Origin of the sequence: uncultured Sulfitobacter sp., from assembly GCF_947502895.1 — a bacterium.
Classification (GTDB): domain Bacteria; phylum Pseudomonadota; class Alphaproteobacteria; order Rhodobacterales; family Rhodobacteraceae; genus Sulfitobacter.
Genome location: NZ_CANNBM010000005.1, coordinates 118,311 through 136,627, shown reverse-complemented (window position 1 = coordinate 136,627; position 18,317 = coordinate 118,311). Strand labels below are relative to the sequence as shown.

General features: G+C 53.6%; 20 protein-coding genes. 9 read left to right on the top strand and 11 right to left on the bottom strand.

Annotated features, from left to right (window positions below; all coding sequences use genetic code 11):
* Positions 1-5 precede the first annotated feature (5 nt).
* The 9 genes from Q0903_RS17255 to Q0903_RS17215 all read left to right on the top strand — a co-directional run bounded on the left by Q0903_RS17255 (position 6) and on the right by Q0903_RS17215 (position 8,013).
* Complete coding sequence (locus Q0903_RS17255) at positions 6-626, top strand: phosphoribosyltransferase family protein (protein ID WP_299030951.1); 621 nt, start codon at positions 6-8, stop codon at positions 624-626.
* 53 nt (positions 627-679) lie between these two features.
* Positions 680-1,612 carry a ribose-phosphate pyrophosphokinase gene (locus Q0903_RS17250; protein WP_299417387.1) on the top strand — a complete coding sequence of 311 codons (933 nt, stop codon included), beginning with the start codon at positions 680-682 and terminating at the stop codon, positions 1,610-1,612.
* Positions 1,613-1,686: 74 nt separating this feature from the next.
* The gene (locus Q0903_RS17245; RefSeq protein WP_299031019.1) at positions 1,687-2,553 is read left to right on the top strand and encodes a LysR family transcriptional regulator; all 867 of its coding nucleotides are present in this window, start codon (positions 1,687-1,689) and stop codon (positions 2,551-2,553) included.
* A gap of 165 nt (positions 2,554-2,718) precedes the next feature.
* Positions 2,719-3,858 (top strand): extracellular solute-binding protein, encoded by a 1,140-nt coding sequence (locus Q0903_RS17240; RefSeq protein WP_299417385.1) that lies wholly within the window; start codon positions 2,719-2,721, stop codon positions 3,856-3,858.
* A gap of 72 nt (positions 3,859-3,930) precedes the next feature.
* A complete protein-coding gene (locus Q0903_RS17235) occupies positions 3,931-4,794 on the top strand; it encodes an ABC transporter permease (RefSeq protein WP_299030956.1) in 864 nt (287 codons plus the stop codon).
* A complete protein-coding gene (locus Q0903_RS17230; protein ID WP_299417383.1) occupies positions 4,791-5,591 on the top strand; it encodes an ABC transporter permease in 801 nt (266 codons plus the stop codon). Before Q0903_RS17235 ends, Q0903_RS17230 begins: the two co-directional genes overlap by 4 nt.
* Positions 5,588-6,673 carry an ABC transporter ATP-binding protein gene (locus tag Q0903_RS17225; RefSeq protein WP_299417381.1) on the top strand — a complete coding sequence of 362 codons (1,086 nt, stop codon included), beginning with the start codon at positions 5,588-5,590 and terminating at the stop codon, positions 6,671-6,673. Before Q0903_RS17230 ends, Q0903_RS17225 begins: the two co-directional genes overlap by 4 nt.
* A 3-nt stretch (positions 6,674-6,676) precedes the next feature.
* Entirely contained in the window at positions 6,677-7,564 is an 888-nt protein-coding gene (locus tag Q0903_RS17220) for a polysaccharide deacetylase (protein ID WP_299417379.1), read from the top strand.
* A gap of 5 nt (positions 7,565-7,569) precedes the next feature.
* Complete coding sequence (locus Q0903_RS17215; protein WP_299030964.1) at positions 7,570-8,013, top strand: nucleoside deaminase; 444 nt, start codon at positions 7,570-7,572, stop codon at positions 8,011-8,013.
* Between the two features lie 15 nt (positions 8,014-8,028).
* Here Q0903_RS17215 and Q0903_RS17210 read toward each other — a convergent pair whose 3' ends face one another.
* From Q0903_RS17210 to Q0903_RS17160, 11 genes are read right to left on the bottom strand one after another with little or no spacing between them, the layout of a single operon-like run.
* Positions 8,029-9,183, bottom strand: coding sequence for an SRPBCC family protein (locus tag Q0903_RS17210; RefSeq protein WP_299417377.1), 1,155 nt, complete (start codon positions 9,181-9,183; stop codon positions 8,029-8,031).
* Positions 9,184-9,187: 4 nt separating this feature from the next.
* Positions 9,188-10,165, bottom strand: coding sequence for a nitronate monooxygenase (locus Q0903_RS17205; protein WP_299417375.1), 978 nt, complete (start codon positions 10,163-10,165; stop codon positions 9,188-9,190).
* 22 nt (positions 10,166-10,187) lie between these two features.
* Positions 10,188-11,690: an AMP-binding protein gene (locus Q0903_RS17200; RefSeq protein ID WP_299417373.1), complete on the bottom strand. Its 1,503-nt coding sequence runs from the start codon at positions 11,688-11,690 to the stop codon at positions 10,188-10,190.
* Between the two features lie 36 nt (positions 11,691-11,726).
* A complete protein-coding gene (locus Q0903_RS17195) occupies positions 11,727-12,380 on the bottom strand; it encodes a flavin reductase family protein (RefSeq protein ID WP_299417371.1) in 654 nt (217 codons plus the stop codon).
* Positions 12,381-12,400: 20 nt separating this feature from the next.
* Entirely contained in the window at positions 12,401-13,216 is an 816-nt protein-coding gene (locus Q0903_RS17190; protein WP_299417369.1) for an alpha/beta hydrolase, read from the bottom strand.
* A gap of 8 nt (positions 13,217-13,224) precedes the next feature.
* Entirely contained in the window at positions 13,225-14,526 is a 1,302-nt protein-coding gene (locus Q0903_RS17185; protein WP_299030977.1) for a TRAP transporter large permease, read from the bottom strand.
* A gap of 3 nt (positions 14,527-14,529) precedes the next feature.
* Positions 14,530-15,048, bottom strand: coding sequence for a TRAP transporter small permease (locus Q0903_RS17180; protein WP_299417367.1), 519 nt, complete (start codon positions 15,046-15,048; stop codon positions 14,530-14,532).
* A 19-nt stretch (positions 15,049-15,067) separates the two neighbouring features.
* Positions 15,068-15,697: a hypothetical protein gene (locus Q0903_RS17175; protein WP_299417365.1), complete on the bottom strand. Its 630-nt coding sequence runs from the start codon at positions 15,695-15,697 to the stop codon at positions 15,068-15,070.
* A gap of 36 nt (positions 15,698-15,733) precedes the next feature.
* Entirely contained in the window at positions 15,734-16,111 is a 378-nt protein-coding gene (locus Q0903_RS17170; protein WP_299417364.1) for a hypothetical protein, read from the bottom strand.
* 32 nt (positions 16,112-16,143) lie between these two features.
* Positions 16,144-16,608, bottom strand: a complete 465-nt coding sequence (locus Q0903_RS17165) for a cupin domain-containing protein (protein WP_299030982.1) — start codon at positions 16,606-16,608, stop codon at positions 16,144-16,146.
* The gene (locus tag Q0903_RS17160) at positions 16,605-18,317 is read right to left on the bottom strand and encodes a sulfatase-like hydrolase/transferase (protein ID WP_299417361.1); all 1,713 of its coding nucleotides are present in this window, start codon (positions 18,315-18,317) and stop codon (positions 16,605-16,607) included. Before Q0903_RS17160 ends, Q0903_RS17165 begins: the two co-directional genes overlap by 4 nt.

Sequence of the window (18,317 nt, the reverse complement as noted above, 5' to 3'; positions counted from 1 at the left end):
ATCAAATGACACACGACAAAGGGCCGAGAGACGACCGTTGGTACTTTTCACTCATGGCGCCTAACACAAAGGGCGACAAATTTGCATGGCTGGACCCGACGTCCATCTACATCAATGGCAAAGCCTATCACGACCTTCTTGATGATCTTTGCGCAGATTTGGATGCTGACGAAATTGATGTTGTGGCGGGACTGGACGCAATGGGCTTTGTCTTGGCTGCTGGTATCGCAGCAAGGATCGGGCGTGGATTTCTACCGATCCGTAAACCTGGCAAGCTGTGTGTTGACACGGATAGCGCCTCGATGACCAACTATTCGGGGCAGACGCAGTCAATGGAAATGCGGTTGCCAGCGTTCGCGCCCAAGACACGGGTTCTGTTGGTGGACCAATGGGTTGAAACAGGCGGCACGATGCATGGTGCCGTTCAGCTGGTTGAACAGCAGCAAGGACAGGTTGCTGGCATGGTGGCCATCGTCATGGAAGACAATGAGAATACCGCTGAGTATCGCAAGAAATACAAATGCGTGACAGCGATCCAGCCGGGCACGGAATGGCAACGTCAGGCTAACGCGCAGTATCTTGAAAGCTTTAAAACCTACAAGCCCGAGATGGCGTTTCCGGTTTAAGAACAACGCGCGGCGCACATTTAGAAACACTCACTCAAAAAGGGGTTCGACAGATGAAATTGATCTGTGGAAACAGTAATCGGCCGCTTGCCGAAGCGATTGCGGCATATATGAAAGTGCCGCTTGCAGAGTGCAATGTGCGCCGGTTCGCAGATGAAGAGGTCTTTGTCGAGATTCACGAGAACGTGCGGGGGGATGACGTCTATGTCATCCAATCGACATCATATCCGGCCAACGACAATCTCATGGAGCTGCTGGTGCTGATTGATGCGCTGCGACGCGCATCTGCTGGGCGGATCACAGCTGTAATCCCGTATTTCGGTTACGCGCGGCAGGATCGCAAATCGGCACCGCGCACACCCATTTCAGCAAAACTGGTAGCGAACCTGATTACCAATGCGGGTGCTGACAGGGTCCTGACTATGGATTTACATGCGGCTCAAATTCAGGGGTTCTTCGATATTCCTACTGATAACCTGTACGCAGTGCCCGAGATCGTCCGAGACATTGAACAGAAAATCAGTCGGGAAAATGTCATGGTCGTCTCCCCTGATGTGGGTGGCGTTGTGCGGGCGCGGGCGCTGGCCAAGAGAATTTCCAGCGGTCTCGCGATTGTCGATAAACGGCGTGACAAACCAGGCTCTTCGGAAGTTATGAACATCATCGGCGACGTGACGGGCAAGTCATGTGTGCTTGTGGATGACATCATCGATTCCGGCGGCACACTATGCAACGCTGCGACAGCTCTGCTTGAAAGCGGCGCGGCAGAAGTCTCGGCTTATATCACGCATGGTGTATTGTCAGGAAAAGCTGTTGAGCGGATCAACGGCTCAGACCTGTCTTCATTGGTGATCACCGATACCATAGGTGCCACTGAGGCTGTCACCGCTTCGTCACGGATCCGCGCCATATCAATTGCCCCGATGTTTGCAAAAGCCATCACGCGTATCGCGAACGGAGAGTCTGTCAGCGTTCTGTTTGAATAAAGCCTTTCAACGAAACTTCCATTCGTGCGCTTTATGGTTGCTTGTCCTGCATTTCCTTCGCTAATGTTCATGGCATGCCAATCGTAAATCTCTCAACAGAGCTTCTGCGCACTTTCGTGACTGTAATCGAGGTGGCAAGTTTCACCCGCGCTGCGGAGATTTTGGGCCGGACGCAGCCAGCAATCAGCTTGCAAATAAAACGGCTGGAGGAGACCGTCGGGTATGACCTCCTCGAGCGCCAAGGAAAAGTAATCTCCTTGACCGAACGGGGCGAGGACTTGGCCGTGCATGCGCGTCAAATTCTGCGGCTGAATGATCTTGCAATGGCCAGATTTGAAAAACAGGAGCGATCGCCCAAGCTGCGGGTCGGACTGCCGGTGGACTATGCGGTCAATACACTTCAGTCGTGCCTGACGGAGGTCGTGCGGAAATACTCTGAAATCCAGATCGAGATACGATGTGATCTATCAAAGCACCTCCTCTCAGCTTTGCGGAGCGACGAAATCGACATCGCGGTCGCCCTGTTCGACGGGGATGATCAACAGTTTCTGTTCCGCAACTGGAAAGAGCAGCCCATTTGGGTAGGTGCCGAAGATTTTGATATAAAAGCGCATCGTGAAATCCCACTTGTCGTTCATCCCTATGGCTGTGTGTATCGCGATCGCATGGCAACCGCCTTGAAATTGGCAGGGCAGAATTGGCGGATTGCCTACTCCAGTCCTGGCATTGGTGGCGTCCAGCGTGCTGTACATGATGGTCTGGGTCTGTCCTGCCTGACGACCTCAACTGTGTTGAAGGGCATGCGCAGGTTTTCGGAAAAGGACGGCCTACCTGCACTGACACCTTTACATATTGGACTGTTCGCGCGCCAAACCCAGCTGGGTGCTGGTGGTTATGCGGCGATAGATGCCATCGTACAGGTCCTTGAACAGCACTCCTGATGTGTTGTGCCTAATAAGCACTCATTATGCTGTCATATAAACGATAAATTTCCCTAAAATATCTTCATGGTCTAGCATCAAAGAAAAATAGAACTGAATATGTTGCTCTAGAATAGTAACGACCTGCTCTTTTTCCGCTTAAGGGCACTCAACTGGGAGATGAAGATGACCGAGAAAGTACTCAATTCAATCATGAGCGCCCCTAGCCGCCGCCAACTGCTCAAGGCAGGCGGTGCTGCCGTACTGACAACGCCTTTTGTCAGCCGTGCATGGGCCGCCACCACAGAAATCAACATGCTGGCGTGGTATGGCCACGGAGAGCCGGACATGGTTGCCGACTATGAAGCGGCCAATAACGTGAAATTTGTGCCCAAGTACTATGCGGGCGGTGACAACATGCTCGCCCTGATCGCGCAATCCCCCCCCGGCACATATGACCTGATCCTGTCGGACGGTGAATTTGTTCAGCAGCTGAACCTTGCAGGCTACATCGACGAGATGAACCCTGCTGATTATCCACTGGATGATATGCTGCACGAAGACTTCAAACAGTTCCCAGGCCACTGGGCCGATGGCAAGATGTACTCCATGATGCTGCGCGGTGGCCACTTGGGTGTATCCTACAACAAAAACGCCGTAACTGCTGCCGAGGCGGAAAGCTATTCTTGCTTCTGGAAGCCGGAACTGGAAGGCAAAGTTGGCCACTTTGACTGGCATTTGCCAACGCTTGGTATGATGAGCCTTTATAAGGGCAACGGCGCAGACCTATGGAACCTTGACGACGCCAAGTGGGATGCTGTTCAAGAAACCACCCTCAGCCTTCGCAAACAGGTTGGCGGTTTCTTTGACTATGGCGGCACGTTTAATGGCCTGAAAAACGGTGACATGCAGGCGATGGTAGGCATCGGTGACTGGATTACTGGCGTTCTTGAAAAAGACGGCGCGCCCGTTGGATCCGTTATCCCCAAGGAAGGTGGTATTCAGTTCACTGAGAGCTATTCCATTGGCAAAGGCAGCGAAAAAGCCGACGAAGTGAAGAAATTTATCCAGCACATGATGTCTCCTGCGGGGCAGGTGAAATCCGCACAGATGGCGGCCTATCCCGGATTCTGTGTGACTAAATCAGGCCGTGCTGCACTGATCGAAGCGGATCTGGCCGAGGCGACACGCTCCCACCAAATCGACGGTGACCCACAAGATCCGATCACGTTGATCAATGAGGGGCGGATCCACTATCGCGATATTCCACAGCAGCAGTCGCTCGAAGATTGGAACGACTTCTGGTCAGAATATAAAAACGCCTGATCCATTTAGCTGAACATCTGAAACGGGCGGCTTGTAGGGCCGCCCCTTTTTCCCAAGGATCAAGCACACAAAATGTCCACCAAGCCCCATCTAAAGATCAACCTCTATGCGCTGACATGGCGATTGCCGATCATCATCTGGCAGTTCGTCTTCTTTGTCGGGCCAGTGTTGTTTATGGTCGCGATGTCGTTTTTCCTTGTGAAAAACTATCGCATGACCGAGGCATTCGAATTTGTGAACTGGTCCAAGATGCTGTCGCGAGGGTATTTTTGGGACAGCTATTGGTACACTGTTTTCATAGCTGCGGTGGCTACCATATGTGCGATGACCATCGCTTTTCCTGCCGCTTATGCACTGGCATTCAGAGCTTCAGAGGCAACACGACGCTGGGCGATATTTCTTCTGATCATTCCATTCTTCACCAGCTATCTGGTGCGTACATTTTCATGGTTCGTCATCCTTTCTGAAAACGGCGTGGTTAACGGCATATTAGGGTCGATCGGCCTTGGGCCTTATACCATGCTTAACACCAATTTCGGTACATTGGTCGGGTATATGACACTTACGCTACCGCTCGTCGTGATCCTGCAAACCGTGACGATGGCCAACATTGACAAAAACCTGATTGAGGCGGCGCGCAATCTGGGCTGTTCAGCCCTGCGCACAATTTGGCAGGTGATCATTCCGTTATCCAAAACGGGTTTGATAATCGCAGCGATCTTTTGTTTCATCCTGTCCTTTGGGGATTTTGTGGCCCCCTTCTATCTGGGCGGCTCTCAGGAAACGACACTGCCAATCCTGATCCTTGATACCACCAAGTCAGGCCAGCAATGGCCGCGTGCAGCCGTGGTCGCCATAATGATGATGGGTACTTTGTTCGCCATTGCCTTTACGGGAATTGCATTGGCCTACCGCAAGCGGAAGGGCCAGAAATGAACGCCAATCGCACTCTCAATGTCATCCTCGGCATCTATGTAGTACTAATTTTTGCCTTCGTCTTTGCGCCGATCATTTTCAGCATGATCTTTTCGTTCAATTCGCAACGGTTCCCGACGATCCCTCTGGGCGAATTTACGACTGAATGGTACGCGAAAATCCTCGCTGATCCAGACGTCTGGGAAGCAGCACGCAATAGCCTGATCGTATCTACCAGCTCCGCACTCATTGCGACGTTCCTTGGGTTTTGCACGGCCTACTCGGATTTTCGGTATGATTTCCGCTTCAAGGCACCTTACCTCGCCTTGATCTTGTTGCCGCCCACAATTCCGTTGATCATCATGGCACTGGCAATGCTCGCGTGGTTCTCCAAGATCGGAATGTCTGGTCAGCTTTACTCTATCATCATTGCACATTCGGTGTTGACCGCGCCCTTTGCGATGGCCGTGATCCGGTTGCGCCTCAACCAGATGGACCCCGACCTCGAGGCGGCAGCGTGGAATCTTGGTGGTTCTGAATGGCAGACGATGCGCAATGTGATTATTCCCTTTTGCAAACCCGCCATTGCCTCAGCGCTTTTCCTGACGGCTGCTGTATCGTTCGACGAATTCGCCGTGTCTTGGTTTGTCTCAGGGCTGAACAAGACGCTGCCGGTTGTTGTCCTTGAAATCGTACAAGGCAACATCGACCCACAGGTCAACGCCATCGGCACTTTTGTCTTCCTTATTTCCATGACCCTCGTCGTGCTGGCCCAAGTTTTCTTTGCCAGCCGCCAATTAAAGAGCATCCGACCATGACAAAACCACTCGTGACTTTCGACAAGGTCGAGAAACACTTCGGCTCTTTCGTTGCTGTGAAACAGCTGGATTTTGAAATTCGTGAAGGCGAGTTTCTGGCGATCATGGGGCCATCGGGCTGCGGTAAGACGACGACATTGCGTATGTTGGCAGGCCTTGAGGCGCCCAGCGTAGGTGAAATTCGCCTGAACGGCCGCGTGATGAACGATGTTGCCCCGCACGAGCGGGATACGCCACTTGTCTGGCAATCGTTGGCATTGTTCCCGTTTTTGACGGCACGGGAGAACGTCGAATTTGGCCTTAAGATGCGTGGCGTAGAAAAGGCAGAACGCAAAGAACGTGCGCTCAAGTGGCTTGATAAAATGGGCATTCTGGAATTTGCAGATCGCGATATCACCACTTTGTCCGGCGGGCAAAAGCAACGGGTGGCACTTGCAAGATCGCTGGTGATGGAGCCGCAAATTCTATTGCTGGATGAGCCTTTGTCCGCGCTTGATGCTCACCTGGTGATCCGCATGCAGGCCGTGCTGACTGATTTGCAGCGCGAGTTGGGTATCACATTTGTCTATGTCACCCATTCACAATCCGAAGCATTTGCAATGGCTGACCGCGTCATCATTATGGGCAAAGGAGAGATTGCACAGATCGGCTCTCCGAAGGATATCTACCGTGCGCCCGCCAATCAATTTGTTGCGGAGTTTGTGGGCCGTAACAATATTCTGAGTGGGAAAGTCACCACCCTTGGAGCAGACAGCGCACGCATCACAACCCCGTCTGGCGTATTTACGGTTCCGACAAACGACGTGCATCTGACCGAGGGCCATAACGCCAGTTTTGTCATCTCTGCGGATCTTGTCCATATATCACTGGCCAAACCTGACAGTGACAATGCAGCTCAGTGTAAACTGATCTCCGAGGAATTTGTTGGCTCCATTGTTACCTTGTTTCTCGAAGACGCGCACGGTGTTGAGTTCAAAGTGCAGATGCAGGAGCGCGAGCTTTCAAAATTTGACCTTCATGGCGGTGACGAGATTTGGCTTTCTTGGGATGCATCCAGTGCGCATATTTTAAATGAATTTTGAGAAATGATCCGCAACCCTATCCCTTGGCCTAATGGCGCGAAATGTGCGGTTGCCATCACCTTTGACATGGATGCCGACAGTCTGATCCATATCGCCAAGCCCGAAGACAGCCATGACCGTCTCTATCCAATTTCAATGGGTCGTTATGGCCCGATGGTCGCCCTGCCCCGTATTTTGGATACCTACCGGCGACTGGAATTAAAGCAGTCATTTTTCATTCCGGGCTGGTGTTTGGAAACTTATCCAGACGTTGCCGAAGCAATTTTGAAAGACGGTCATGAGATCGGGCATCATGGCTACCTGCACGAAGATCCTATCAAGACACGCGGCGATCAGCGCGAGTGGTTCGAACGCACGCTTGCTGCGCATCAACGGATTTGCGGCCGGCAACCACGCGGCTATCGCGCACCCGTCTACAATATTACTCAGGAAGTGGTCGATCTGATGGTCGAACATGGCATGCGGTATGACAGTTCGATGATGGGGGATGATATCCCCTACCAGTTGAAAACGACCCAAGGGTCGCTCTATGAGATGCCTGTCCATTGGGGGACCGATGACTGGCCCCCTTTCGCGCATTATGACGAGATTGGCTATATGATGCCGGTCGCTGGGCCGTCCCATGGATTAAGCGGTTTTTGGGAGGAGTTTGAAGCACAGTACGATGCGGGCGGGTTCTTTATGCTGATTATTCATCCGTTCCTTACTGGCCGGTTAGCGCGGTGGAAACAGGTCGAGGCATGGATTGCCAAAACGCGTGAGACGAAAGATGTGTGGTTTGCTACGCTGGACGAAATCGCCGATCATATGGACGCTTTGCAAAAGGCGGGAACATGGGCGCCTAGCGTGGATCACCTGCCCTACTACGACGGCCCCATCTTGAAGGATTAAAAAATATGAACGCTGAGGATACACGTTTGCTGCGCATCGCATATGACGAAGCGAAAGCCGGTTTTGACGAAGGCGGCTGCCCCATCGGCTCCGTCCTTGCGCGGGGTGGTGAAGTCGTGGCCCAAGGCCGCAATCAACGTGTGCAAAAGGGCGACCCGATCGCACATGGCGAGATGGACGCCCTTCGAAAAGCAGGGCGACAAAAGACCTACCGCGATACCACTCTTTATACTTCTTTAAGCCCGTGCATGATGTGTACAGGCACAATCATACAGTTCGGGATCCCGCGAGTAGTGATCGGTGAGAACAAGAACTTTGGTGGCAACGAAGAGTTCCTCCGCTCCAATGGAGTTGAGGTAATCGTCGCCGATGATGCAGATTGTATTGCGCTGATGCAGCGTTTCATCACCGAAAAGCCTGATCTGTGGGCCGAAGATATCGCCGAGTAGGCACAAGCGGCCGGGTTAAGCCCTTAGCCGCCCTTCCAATGCATCGTGAATTGCTTTGGTCCCCAATTGCAGACCGATTTCATAGCGGCCAAAAAGGAATTCGGTGTTCGCCCCCGTATTCAGTCCTTTCTGGATATTCTCACCGATCTCGAAGTCTTCACCGAAAACGGTGCGGATCACCTCATAGTTCTTTTCCCAATACCGCTCTGCTTTCTCGGTTGCAGGGGCTTCGGCAATCAGCATCATGCACTTGAAGATACAGGTATCTACGCCTGTTGGAATGATCGTGTGGATATAAACGTGATCCGTCATTACCTGCACATAGTTGCACGGAAAGATGTAGTTCTGCGTCATAAAGTACGGACGGTGTTGCCAGTCTTCGGTCGCTTTGCCTTTCAGCTCCACAATTGTAGGCAATGGTACAGAGTGGCGAACATGCGGGTACTTGTCCAACCAGGAGCTTTGATTGTCGAGATACCCCGAACATGCTGTGTGCTCATGCGCGCCGCAGAAGTGATAAGACTCCTGAAAGCCCTCAAGGGCCAGATGCCAGTTCATATGGCGATCAAGCGACCATGACTTGAAAACCGTGTGGGTATCCAGATTGAGGCCGTTCAACTGTTCTGCCATAGGGGCCAGCCATGCATCAATGTCCAGATCATCGTCCCCCGCCGAAGGCCGTACCCAGATCAGACCAAAGCGTTCGAAGGCGGGCAATTCGATTAGCCCAAGTGCTTTTTTGTCGATGTCACCAAAACCCGCGGCGTGGGGCAGGCCGCGCAGATTGCCATTCAGATCATAAGTCCACTTATGATAAGGGCACGAAAACGTCTTGGCCTTACCGCAATCGCCATCCGTCAGGCGCGCACCACGGTGGCGGCATACGTTCATGAACGCTTTGACTACCCCGTCATTGTTTCGCGTAATAAGCAGTGGCACGCCAAGTTCGTCATTCGTGAAATATGACGCGGGTTCGGGAAGCTGCTCGGAATGACCCATAATGATTGGAAATTTGCGGAAGAGTGTCTCGACTTCGCGTGCCAGCACATCCGGATCGGTGTAGGTCGATACAGGATTGCGCATCAGCTCGGGCTGCATATCGGTCGTGCCGTCTTCGGTATGCTGCAAGATATCTTTGATGATCCGGATCTCTTCGGTGCTTGGGTCCATGATCTTACTCTCCATCGTTGGATTTTGATGCCGCGCCATAGCGGCTGCCTTGGCTTTGCGCTGCAACGGCTTGATTGTATTCCTCAACAAGGACGGCGACAACATCTGCGGTGCTTTCAGGTTCGGTAATGCCGCCGACACCCTGCCCCGCGCTCCAGACGTGTTTCCATGCTTTTGATCCCGCGTGCATATCCCCTGAAAAATCAAGAGTGGCCGCTTGTTTCATATCATCAACCGAGATGCCTGCCGCCTCGACACTGGCCCGCATCCAGTTGCCCAAAGCACCTGTGATGGCACGAGAGGCGATCAGATCTTCCATCGTGCTCTGCCATACCATCTCGCGGTAGGCATCGGGGATCATTGTTTCGGCGGCGGCCAGAAAGCGGGTGCCAAGATAAGCGAAATCAACACCCAGATTTTCAACCGCGCGAATGGCGCGACCTGTTCCAATGCCGCCACCAACAATCAGTGGACCGTCAAAGAAGCTGCGCACCTCTTCGATAAAGGGAAGCATTGCATATTCACCCGTGTGGCCGCCTGCGCCAGCACAGACCAACACAAGACCGTCCGCGCCTTTATCCAATGCCTTGCGGGCAAATTTGGGCGACGTCACATCAGCAAACACAAGACCGCCGTAGCCATGCACTTGGCTGGTAACACGGTGAGGACCACCCAGCGCCGTGATGACCAGATCAGGTTTGAATTCCTCGATCAGAGCCAACTCTTCGTCAAACCGGCCATAGCTGGAGTGTGTGATCATATTCATCGCCCAAGGTGCGTCATCAGGCCCGAGGCCGGTCGTGATCTGCAACAACCAATCGCGCAGGTCGTCCGCGGTGCGGGCATTCGGGCCAGGAAAGGAGCCCATGACACCTGACTTGCATGCAGCAATCACCGTTGCTGGGTTTGAGACGAGGAACATCGGTGCCGCGATCGCGGGCAGTATCATTCTGGACTTTAGGGTGTCTATGCGGGTGCTCATGTGTAGGCTTTCGTTATTGTCGTCATGCGTCAGCGCGCAGGGAGTTTTGCAGCGTGGTACGATCAACCTTGCCTGCAGGTGTCAAAGGCATATCGGAGACAACAATCACCTCAGTGGGTATTTTATAAGCAATCAGAGTATCGCGGCAAAAGGCCAAGATGTCATCTTTGGTCGCCTTTGAACGCAGCGTTACGAACGCCACAGGCGTCTCACCTGACCGCTCGTGCGTGCGGGCGACCACACAAGAACCCGATATGGCCGGATGGGTCAGCAGCAATTCTTCAACCTCACGGGGGAAGACGTTAAAGCCACTGACAAAGATAACGTTTTTCTTCCGGTCTGTGATGGTCAGGAACCCTTCGGCATCTAACGTGCCAATGTCACCCGTGTAGACAAAGCCGTGCCGCAGCGCGATTTGCGTCTCTTCAGTGTTGCCGGTGTAACCCGTCATCATATGCGGACCCTTAACACGGATTTCACCTGCCTCACCAGTCGCCAGCACTTTTTCGCCGGTTTCAAGATCGACAATTTCGATAATTGTGTCTGGCACGGCTTTTCCTGCGGAACCGGGCAAGACGCCGTGTTCCTCGGTATTGATCGAGATAGGCGCAATTTCCGTCATGCCATATCCTTCGTAGATCTTCAGGCCCGTCGCCGCCTCCCACCGTCTATGCACGTCCATCGGGAAAGGAGCGCCGCCACCGGGGCAGATGCGCAATTTGGGAAAGCTTGCTTTGGCGAATTTTGGCGAAGACATCACCGCTTGGTAGATGGCAGGCGGGCCACCGCCAAAAATCGTAACACCCTCATCCATCAGCATGTCTACAATCAGATCCGGCTGGAACCGTTCGGGGATCACAATCGCACCTGCGTGGATAATCGGGTTGGTAAGGCCCATGAGGAAGCCATAGATATGCGTGAACGGTGCGACAGGAAGCCAGATTTCGCCTGTTCCGGTGCGCCATCCCCAATCGCCGCGCTCCATCGTCGCCACGATGGCAGCGTTTGTGTGGGGAACCTGTTTTGGCAGGCCTGTCGTACCGCCCGAATACATGATTGCTGCAATATCATTCGGCGTACCAGGATCGGTCAGCGTCTGGATATCGACAGGCGCAATCAGGTCGCCCAGCAGATCGTCATTCAGGATACGTGTCTTGGATGCGTCATGGCCCCGATCAGACAAAATGACTGCTGCATCCAGATCAGCGAGCAGTTTGGTAATCGTGGCATCAGGATGCCCGTGGTTGATCAACGCGGGTTTGCCGCCTGCAAAGAGGGTAGCGAAGTATGCGATCAAAAACGCGGATGAGTTTGGCAGGATCAAGGCGACAGCCCTGCCCCGCACTTGCTCACCCAGCTCATTTGCCAGAGTTTGCACGGCGCCGGCAGCTTGCCCGTAGGTCAGCGCGCCATGCGCCGTTTTACAATAGATCGCATCGGGCGCGTTGGTGGCTGAGGCCAAAAATGCGCCTGCAATCGTTTTTACGTCCATCTTCCAACCGGTTGAGGTATCTTTGATATTCAAAGCATCGTCTTTCTAAAGTGTCTGTTTATGCTGGGCCTATTGCTTTCCTTCAAGCCCCACATTCGTCATGTTGTTGGTACCAGGGATCTTCATCTCAAACGTCTCGGTGATTGACGTGTAGTCATAATAACCAAGCCGAGCCAGAGGGCGGATGCGTGGGATGTCCAGTTTGCCATCCGGTGTTATCACTTCATCTTTCACATGGATGCGCACAACTTCACCGTACACAACGTCTACCCAACCGTGGTTTGAACTGCCCCGCAAACGATGTGTGCTGAGATACTTGCATTCGAACTGGGCGGGGCTTTCGGCAACGCGGGGGCCAGGCGCATCTATGCAAGGCGCGGCTGTTACACCTGCATGGATGAATTCGTCTACGTCCGCCTCGACTTCCATCGCAGATAGGTTGACGGCTTCGCGCAAATCATAGGTCGCCATGTTCCAGACAAACCAGCCGGTTTCCTCGGCGTTGAGGACCGTATGTTTGCGGCTTCCATCCGACAGCTGATTGGCCGCAAACATTACCATTGGCGGGTCAAACGTCAGGTTTTGCCATTGCGAGTAAGGGGCGAGGTTAGCAACACCGTCGCGGCTGACCGTGCTGAGCCATCCGATCGGACGCGGGACAGTACAGGATTTGAATGGCGCATAGGGCAGCGGGCAAACATCTGATCTGGGGTCATAATGCATGAAACTTTTCCTCTATTCAGTTATTCTAATAGGTTTTTCGTTATTGCGCTGTCGCTTTCGCAAAGTCCTTCAAGCACGGTAAAGTGATTGTGCTGATCATCTATCACGCAACGACTTGGCGTGTCCAAGCCTTGCCACATGTGTACCATGAGTTCGGACTGTCGGATGAACTCGGGGCGCTCTCCTCCGCCGACCCAACACGTGTAGGGTATCGCACGGGCTGGTCTGTGCAAAACAGCACTTTCGAGCTTTGCCTCTTCTTCGTCGAGATGAAGGACCTCGTTCATTTTGGTTTGCATAAGAGGCCGCAAGTCGTGCAACCCGCTGATGGATTGGATAGCTTTGATCCGTGCAAGGGTGTTCGCAGTCAAAGCGGTGTCTTCGCAGATCATGCGCGTCGCGAGGTGACCGCCCGCAGAATGGCCCGCAATTCTGATCGGGCCTTCTACGCGCAAAGCGGCCGCTTCGATTGCGGCTGCAATCTGTGTGGTTATGTGACCGATGCGCGCCTCTGGCGCTAAAGTGTAGCTGGGGATGCAAACTGCCCAGCCTTGTGCCCGGGCTCCCTCTGCAAAATTAGTCCAAAAGGATTTGTCCAACCGCATCCAGAAACCACCGTGGATGAAGACAACTAGCCCTTTGGGCGTATCGTCAGGCCAGACTAAATCAAATTTCTCACGGAGGCGACTGCCATAAGGAATGTCTTGCTCTAACCTGACATCGCTTGCGCGGAATGCGGCGGCACGCTCTGTCCATAGCTGTGGCAATTTCTCGGAACCTGCGACATGCGCCATATTCGCGAATGCGTCATCCCAGTCTCTGATTGGCTTTAACATGGTGTATCCTAACGCAGCAGTTCAACCAGCCCGATCGCAATCACGGGGAACAGCAGGATTAAAATGAGTGCGATGACATCAGCAAAGACAAAGGGGATCACGCCCCTGAAAATATGGCCCAGCTTGATGTCGGGCATGACAGCACGGACGGTAAAGACATTCATCCCGATCGGCGGCGTGATAAGGCCCATCTCAACGACAACGACCATGATAATCCCGAACCAGATCATATCGACACCCATCAGTTGGAGCGTCGGCAGGAACACGGGCACGATTAACAGCAGCAAGCCGACAGCTTCGAAGATCATGCCAAGAATAATGCAGATCACGCAGACAAATACGATTACACCAAACGGCCCCATGTTCATCGCATCCATCAAGTCCAGCAAGTCATAAGGAAGGCCGGACAGGTTGATGAAATTGGAAAAGACCAATGCGCCGAAGATCACAGAGAAAAGGATTGCCGATGTCTTGGTGCTGTCGATCAGAATATCGAGCAAAGCAGTCCAGCTGCGGACATGACCTTTGAAAAAGGCAAAGGCTGCGGCGCCAAAGGCTCCGATGCCCGATGCTTCTGTCGGGGTGAAGGCCCCCACATAGATGCCGCCAAGCACCAGTAAAAACAGGAAGATGACAGGCCAGACCCTAGCATAGGCGGCGAAGCGTTCTGCGCGGGGCATTTTCTCGCCCGCGCGCCCCAAAGATGGATTGCGCCAAACCGAGAAGCGCACCGCACCCAAAAAGAGAAATACCAAAAGAATCCCGGGAATGGTGCCCGCGATGAATAGCTTGCCGATGTCTTCCTCGGCGACAAGACCGTAGATGATCAGCGGCACGGAAGGCGGGATCATAATGCCAAGCGTACCACCAGCGGCGACTACGCCAGAGGACAGGCTATCTGCGTAACCGTATTTGCGCATGTGAGGCATCGCCACTTTGGTCATGGTGGCCGCAGTTGCAAGGGATGATCCTGAAACGGCAGAGAACCCAGCACTGGCCAGAACTGTGGCTTGGGCCAAGCCGCCTTTTCGGTAGCCGATAAAGGCGTAGGCCGCGCGGAACAAGTCTTCGGATATATTGGAGCGGTGGATGAAACTGCCCATCAGAATGAACAGCGGAATGACCGAGAGGCCATAGTTCGCCCCTGTTTCCATCACCTGCTGGCCGACCATGGTCATGGCCCCTTCCCAGTTCCATTCGCGGGTATAGGCAAAGCCTATGAACCCGACAAACAAGGTGGTGAAGCCGAGCGGGAAGCCACAAAAGCTAAGGAATAACAGGATCGCAAAACCGTAAAGGGCAAGTTCCATGGATTAAAGCTCCGGTCCGTGGGTGTCACCGGACGCGGCATGATCAATCTTTTCCAACCGCCCTTTGGTGGCAAGGATTGCGGCTGCAAAGAGCAGCACACCAATCAGTGAAAAGAAGACAGCCGCACCCGGCATGACCCACTGCGGAAAATCCAACACGGCCGTGCGCTTGCCGCTCAGAAGGCTGTCCAGCATATGGCGGCCCAGCTCGTAGGTGAGGCCGGCATAGATAACTAAAGAAAAAATATGGACGATCCAGCGTTGCAAGTTTGGCGCATGACGCTCGATGATCGGTGCAAAGATATCAACTTTGATATGCTTGTCGCTGGCAGTGACAAATGCGACGCCCGCAAAAATCACCACAACCATCAATACTTCGATCATCTCGGAACTGCCGAAAATCGATTTGTTGAAGCCGTAGCGCCCAATGACATCGACGAAGGTCAAAACCATCATGATGAACAGCGCAATGCCAGCAAGGACTGCCAACACCCGCTCGATGATTTTGAAAATTCGTTCCATCAGGCGCTACCTTTTTTGTTTAGTTAGACGCAGCTGCTTCGCGCTCGGCGATGCGTGCAAGGTAGGAGTCGATAACAGCCTGACCGTCGATGCCAGCCTCGGCCATCTGTGCGACCCATTTGTCGGTAACCGGCTGACCCAATTTGCGCAGGTCTGTCTCCAGCTCTTCCGAACCCTCAACAATTTCAATACCTGCGTCGATCATTGCGGCACGCGCTTTGTCGTTCGCTCCATCCTGAACTTTGCCAGCAAATGCAGCAAAATCAGCGCCCATCACGTCCATGATGGCCGTCTGGTCTTCAGCCGAGAACTTGTCCCATTTGGCGCGAGAAATCAGGAAAGAGAACGTCGGCTGAAACAGCTTGTTCTCAAGTTCGGTCGCCGATTTGGTATAGTCACCGATTTTGAATGCAGCAACGGAGCCCCAAGGCACACCTGCATATCCGTCAACGACACCTTTAGAGATGATTTCGAGCATCTGGACCGCCGGACCCGCAACCACAGAGCTGCCGGTGCCTTTGAGCGTGTTTGCCACAACGCCGGGCAGGCCCCACATTTTACGGCTACCAATATCCTCAAGCGTCTGGATCGGCGTGTCGTTCATGGAATAGAACTCGTTGCCGCTGGAAGCATAGACCGAAATCAGCACCGCGTCGCCGTACTCGTTTTTGTCGGCAAAATGCTCTTAGTATGTATCCCAAAGTGCTGGGCCCGCCACTTCGGCACGGGTGCCATTTACGAAAGGCATCATGGAAAACTGAATGCCTGGTACTTTGTTTGCGATAAAGGCATTGAACTGTAATGCCCCGTCCATAACACCGCCTACAACACCGTCATACTGGTCGGGCGGAGCTGATAATGATTTTGGCGGCACATTTACCTTTACCCGACCTTCGGTCGCAGTCTCGATGCGGTTCTTCAGCTCTGGCAGCATGACCGTGCAAACATAATGTTTGGCAGGAAAGAAGCAGTTAAAGATCACGCGTTCAGCGGCATATGCCGGTGCCGCGAAAGCGGTTGATAATGCAAGTGCGGCAGCACCTGCGGTCAGTTTCAGTTTCATTTTGGTTCCTCCCGAGAACTCTGGTTGTGGCCCTATTTCAGGCCCATGATATCAGCCGCACGCTGGGGCGGCAGAAAGTTGACCTCGTATGCGGGCGATACTGCCACAACTTCAGAGGGCAGTGACATGTTATGCAGTTTGCGAAAAAGCTCGACCAGCCTACCGGTAGGTGTAACTGAAAACATGCACGTTACGTCGTGGCCGGTGTTGTTAAAAATCCCGTGCGGGATACCACGCGGCATACAGACCAGATCGCCGGTGTTAGCATGTACGGCCTTGCCGCCCAGAACGAGGTCAAGCTCGCCTGACAGAACATGGATATATTCATCCTGTGTCGGGTGAATATGCGGCGGCACAAAAGTTTCGGGCGGCAAGAGAGCATGCCAGCTGAAACACTCTTCAGTAACTGATTTGGGCGTATAGACTTGCCCCATGATGTTCCAATGCACGCCGTCGATGCCTTCCCCGCGGCGCTGGATACCTGCTTGTAAGCTCATGCCTCTTCCTCCGGTTGCTTGCGGCGCAACAGTTTGTTCAATGTGGGCGCCAGCAGCGGGTTGGCATTGGCCAGCCGCTTGCCCCATTTGTTTTTAATGGCGTCTTCCAGCTCTTCCTCGTCCCAGTAGCCGATCAAAATGCCGTTTTCGCCGATGCGGTCCTGAATTTCGGTGCCCTCAATTGCGCCATCCGGCACGGTACTGCGCTGACGCGGCTTGCGCGCCCATTCAAACAACGCCTCGTGAAGCTCTGCACGTATGTCAGCATGGACAGGATCAGCGCCCAGATCGGTGAGCTCGTTAGGATCAGTTTGCAAATCAAACAGCATAGGGCGGAAGCGTTCGCCATGGATATATTTGAACCGCCCGTCAAAGATCAGGCGTAGCCAACATTCGCGTGAGGGCATATCCAGCGCGGCACGCACTTCGAGGAAGGAATAGTCATATTCCGCAATCACATATTGGCGCGGATCTTCCTTACGGGTGCCGTCCAGCGTCCCCTTCAGCGAGTGCCCGTCCATGATATGGGGTACAGCGGCACCACCGTACATTTCGAGGAAGGTTGGCGCGAGATCAATCGCCTCCACCAAATCGGTGTTGAGCGTGCCACGCGTTGCGTCTGCCTCTGGTGAGGGATCGTGAATGATCAGCGGAACACGCAACGCTTCCTCGTGGAAAAGGTCTTTCTCACCAAGCCAGTGATCGCCCAGATAATCGCCGTGATCAGAGGTGAAGACGATCATCGTCTCGTCTGCAATCCCACGATCCTCAAGGTGCTTGAACAAGCGACCCATCTGGTCGTCAATCTGTTTGATCAGGCCCATATAGGCAGGGATGACTTTGGCACGCACTTCGTCGCGGCAGAAATTCTGGCTCACACGGCGGTTCATGAACTCTTCAAAAATGGGATGTGCATTCTCGCGCTCTGCGTCACTGCGGTTGGCAGGTGGGACATCGTCAGGACCATACATGCTCGCGTAGGGTTCTGGCACGATGTAGGGCCAGTGCGGCTTGATATAGCTAACGTGTGCGACCCACGGCTGGTGGGGGTTGTTCTCAAGCGCGTCGTCGATGAAATCCATCGCGCGAATTGTGATATAAGGCGTCTCCGACAGCGGGTCAGGCACACGCGCAGGGCGGTCGGCGTATTTCAAAAACCAGCCTGACAGCAGATCGCCCTCCTCACTCTCTGCCGCGTTGGCGTATTCTTCCCACGGGTTCTCAGCATCCAAACCGTTCTCGCGCGCATGGTCATTGTAGCGCGGATTTGGCTCATGCCCCGAATAGGGATGGATTCCGTCGTCCCTTTCGAAAGGATCAAACCCGCATTCCGAAATGCGCACGCCAATCTGGCTTTTGGGGTCAATGCCCAGTCGCGACATGCCCATTGCATCGGCGCGCATGTGGGTCTTGCCAATCAGGACGGAGCGTACACCCATGGGGCGCAGGTAGTCGCCAATTGTCATTTCGCCCGCTTTTATCGGGACAAAATTCCAGCTGGCACCGTGCGCATGCACATAACGCCCTGTGTAGGTCGACATGCGCGAGGCACCGCATACCGGTGACTGCACATAGGCACGGTCATAGCGCACGCCGCGTGCCGCCAGCGCATCGATATTGGGCGTGTGTAGACGTTTGTGGCCATAGCAGCTCAGGTAATCCCAGCGCAGCTGGTCGCACATGATGAAGAGGATATTCTTGGCGGGCAT

Excerpts from the sequence above, each read along its gene's own strand:
- Q0903_RS17255 (WP_299030951.1), top strand. The coding sequence starts at position 6 with ATGACACACGACAAAGGGCCGAGAGACGACCGTTGGTACTTTTCACTC.
- Q0903_RS17250 (WP_299417387.1), top strand. The coding sequence starts at position 680 with ATGAAATTGATCTGTGGAAACAGTAATCGGCCGCTTGCCGAAGCGATT.
- Q0903_RS17245 (WP_299031019.1), top strand. The coding sequence starts at position 1,687 with ATGCCAATCGTAAATCTCTCAACAGAGCTTCTGCGCACTTTCGTGACT.
- Q0903_RS17240 (WP_299417385.1), top strand. The coding sequence starts at position 2,719 with ATGACCGAGAAAGTACTCAATTCAATCATGAGCGCCCCTAGCCGCCGC.
- Q0903_RS17235 (WP_299030956.1), top strand. The coding sequence starts at position 3,931 with ATGTCCACCAAGCCCCATCTAAAGATCAACCTCTATGCGCTGACATGG.
- Q0903_RS17230 (WP_299417383.1), top strand. The coding sequence starts at position 4,791 with ATGAACGCCAATCGCACTCTCAATGTCATCCTCGGCATCTATGTAGTA.
- Q0903_RS17225 (WP_299417381.1), top strand. The coding sequence starts at position 5,588 with ATGACAAAACCACTCGTGACTTTCGACAAGGTCGAGAAACACTTCGGC.
- Q0903_RS17220 (WP_299417379.1), top strand. The coding sequence starts at position 6,677 with ATGATCCGCAACCCTATCCCTTGGCCTAATGGCGCGAAATGTGCGGTT.
- Q0903_RS17215 (WP_299030964.1), top strand. The coding sequence starts at position 7,570 with ATGAACGCTGAGGATACACGTTTGCTGCGCATCGCATATGACGAAGCG.
- Q0903_RS17210 (WP_299417377.1), bottom strand. The coding sequence starts at position 9,183 with ATGGACCCAAGCACCGAAGAGATCCGGATCATCAAAGATATCTTGCAG.
- Q0903_RS17205 (WP_299417375.1), bottom strand. The coding sequence starts at position 10,165 with ATGAGCACCCGCATAGACACCCTAAAGTCCAGAATGATACTGCCCGCG.
- Q0903_RS17195 (WP_299417371.1), bottom strand. The coding sequence starts at position 12,380 with ATGCATTATGACCCCAGATCAGATGTTTGCCCGCTGCCCTATGCGCCA.
- Q0903_RS17190 (WP_299417369.1), bottom strand. The coding sequence starts at position 13,216 with ATGTTAAAGCCAATCAGAGACTGGGATGACGCATTCGCGAATATGGCG.
- Q0903_RS17185 (WP_299030977.1), bottom strand. The coding sequence starts at position 14,526 with ATGGAACTTGCCCTTTACGGTTTTGCGATCCTGTTATTCCTTAGCTTT.
- Q0903_RS17180 (WP_299417367.1), bottom strand. The coding sequence starts at position 15,048 with ATGGAACGAATTTTCAAAATCATCGAGCGGGTGTTGGCAGTCCTTGCT.
- Q0903_RS17170 (WP_299417364.1), bottom strand. The coding sequence starts at position 16,111 with ATGAAACTGAAACTGACCGCAGGTGCTGCCGCACTTGCATTATCAACC.
- Q0903_RS17165 (WP_299030982.1), bottom strand. The coding sequence starts at position 16,608 with ATGAGCTTACAAGCAGGTATCCAGCGCCGCGGGGAAGGCATCGACGGC.
- Q0903_RS17160 (WP_299417361.1), bottom strand. The coding sequence starts at position 18,317 with ATGCCCGCCAAGAATATCCTCTTCATCATGTGCGACCAGCTGCGCTGG.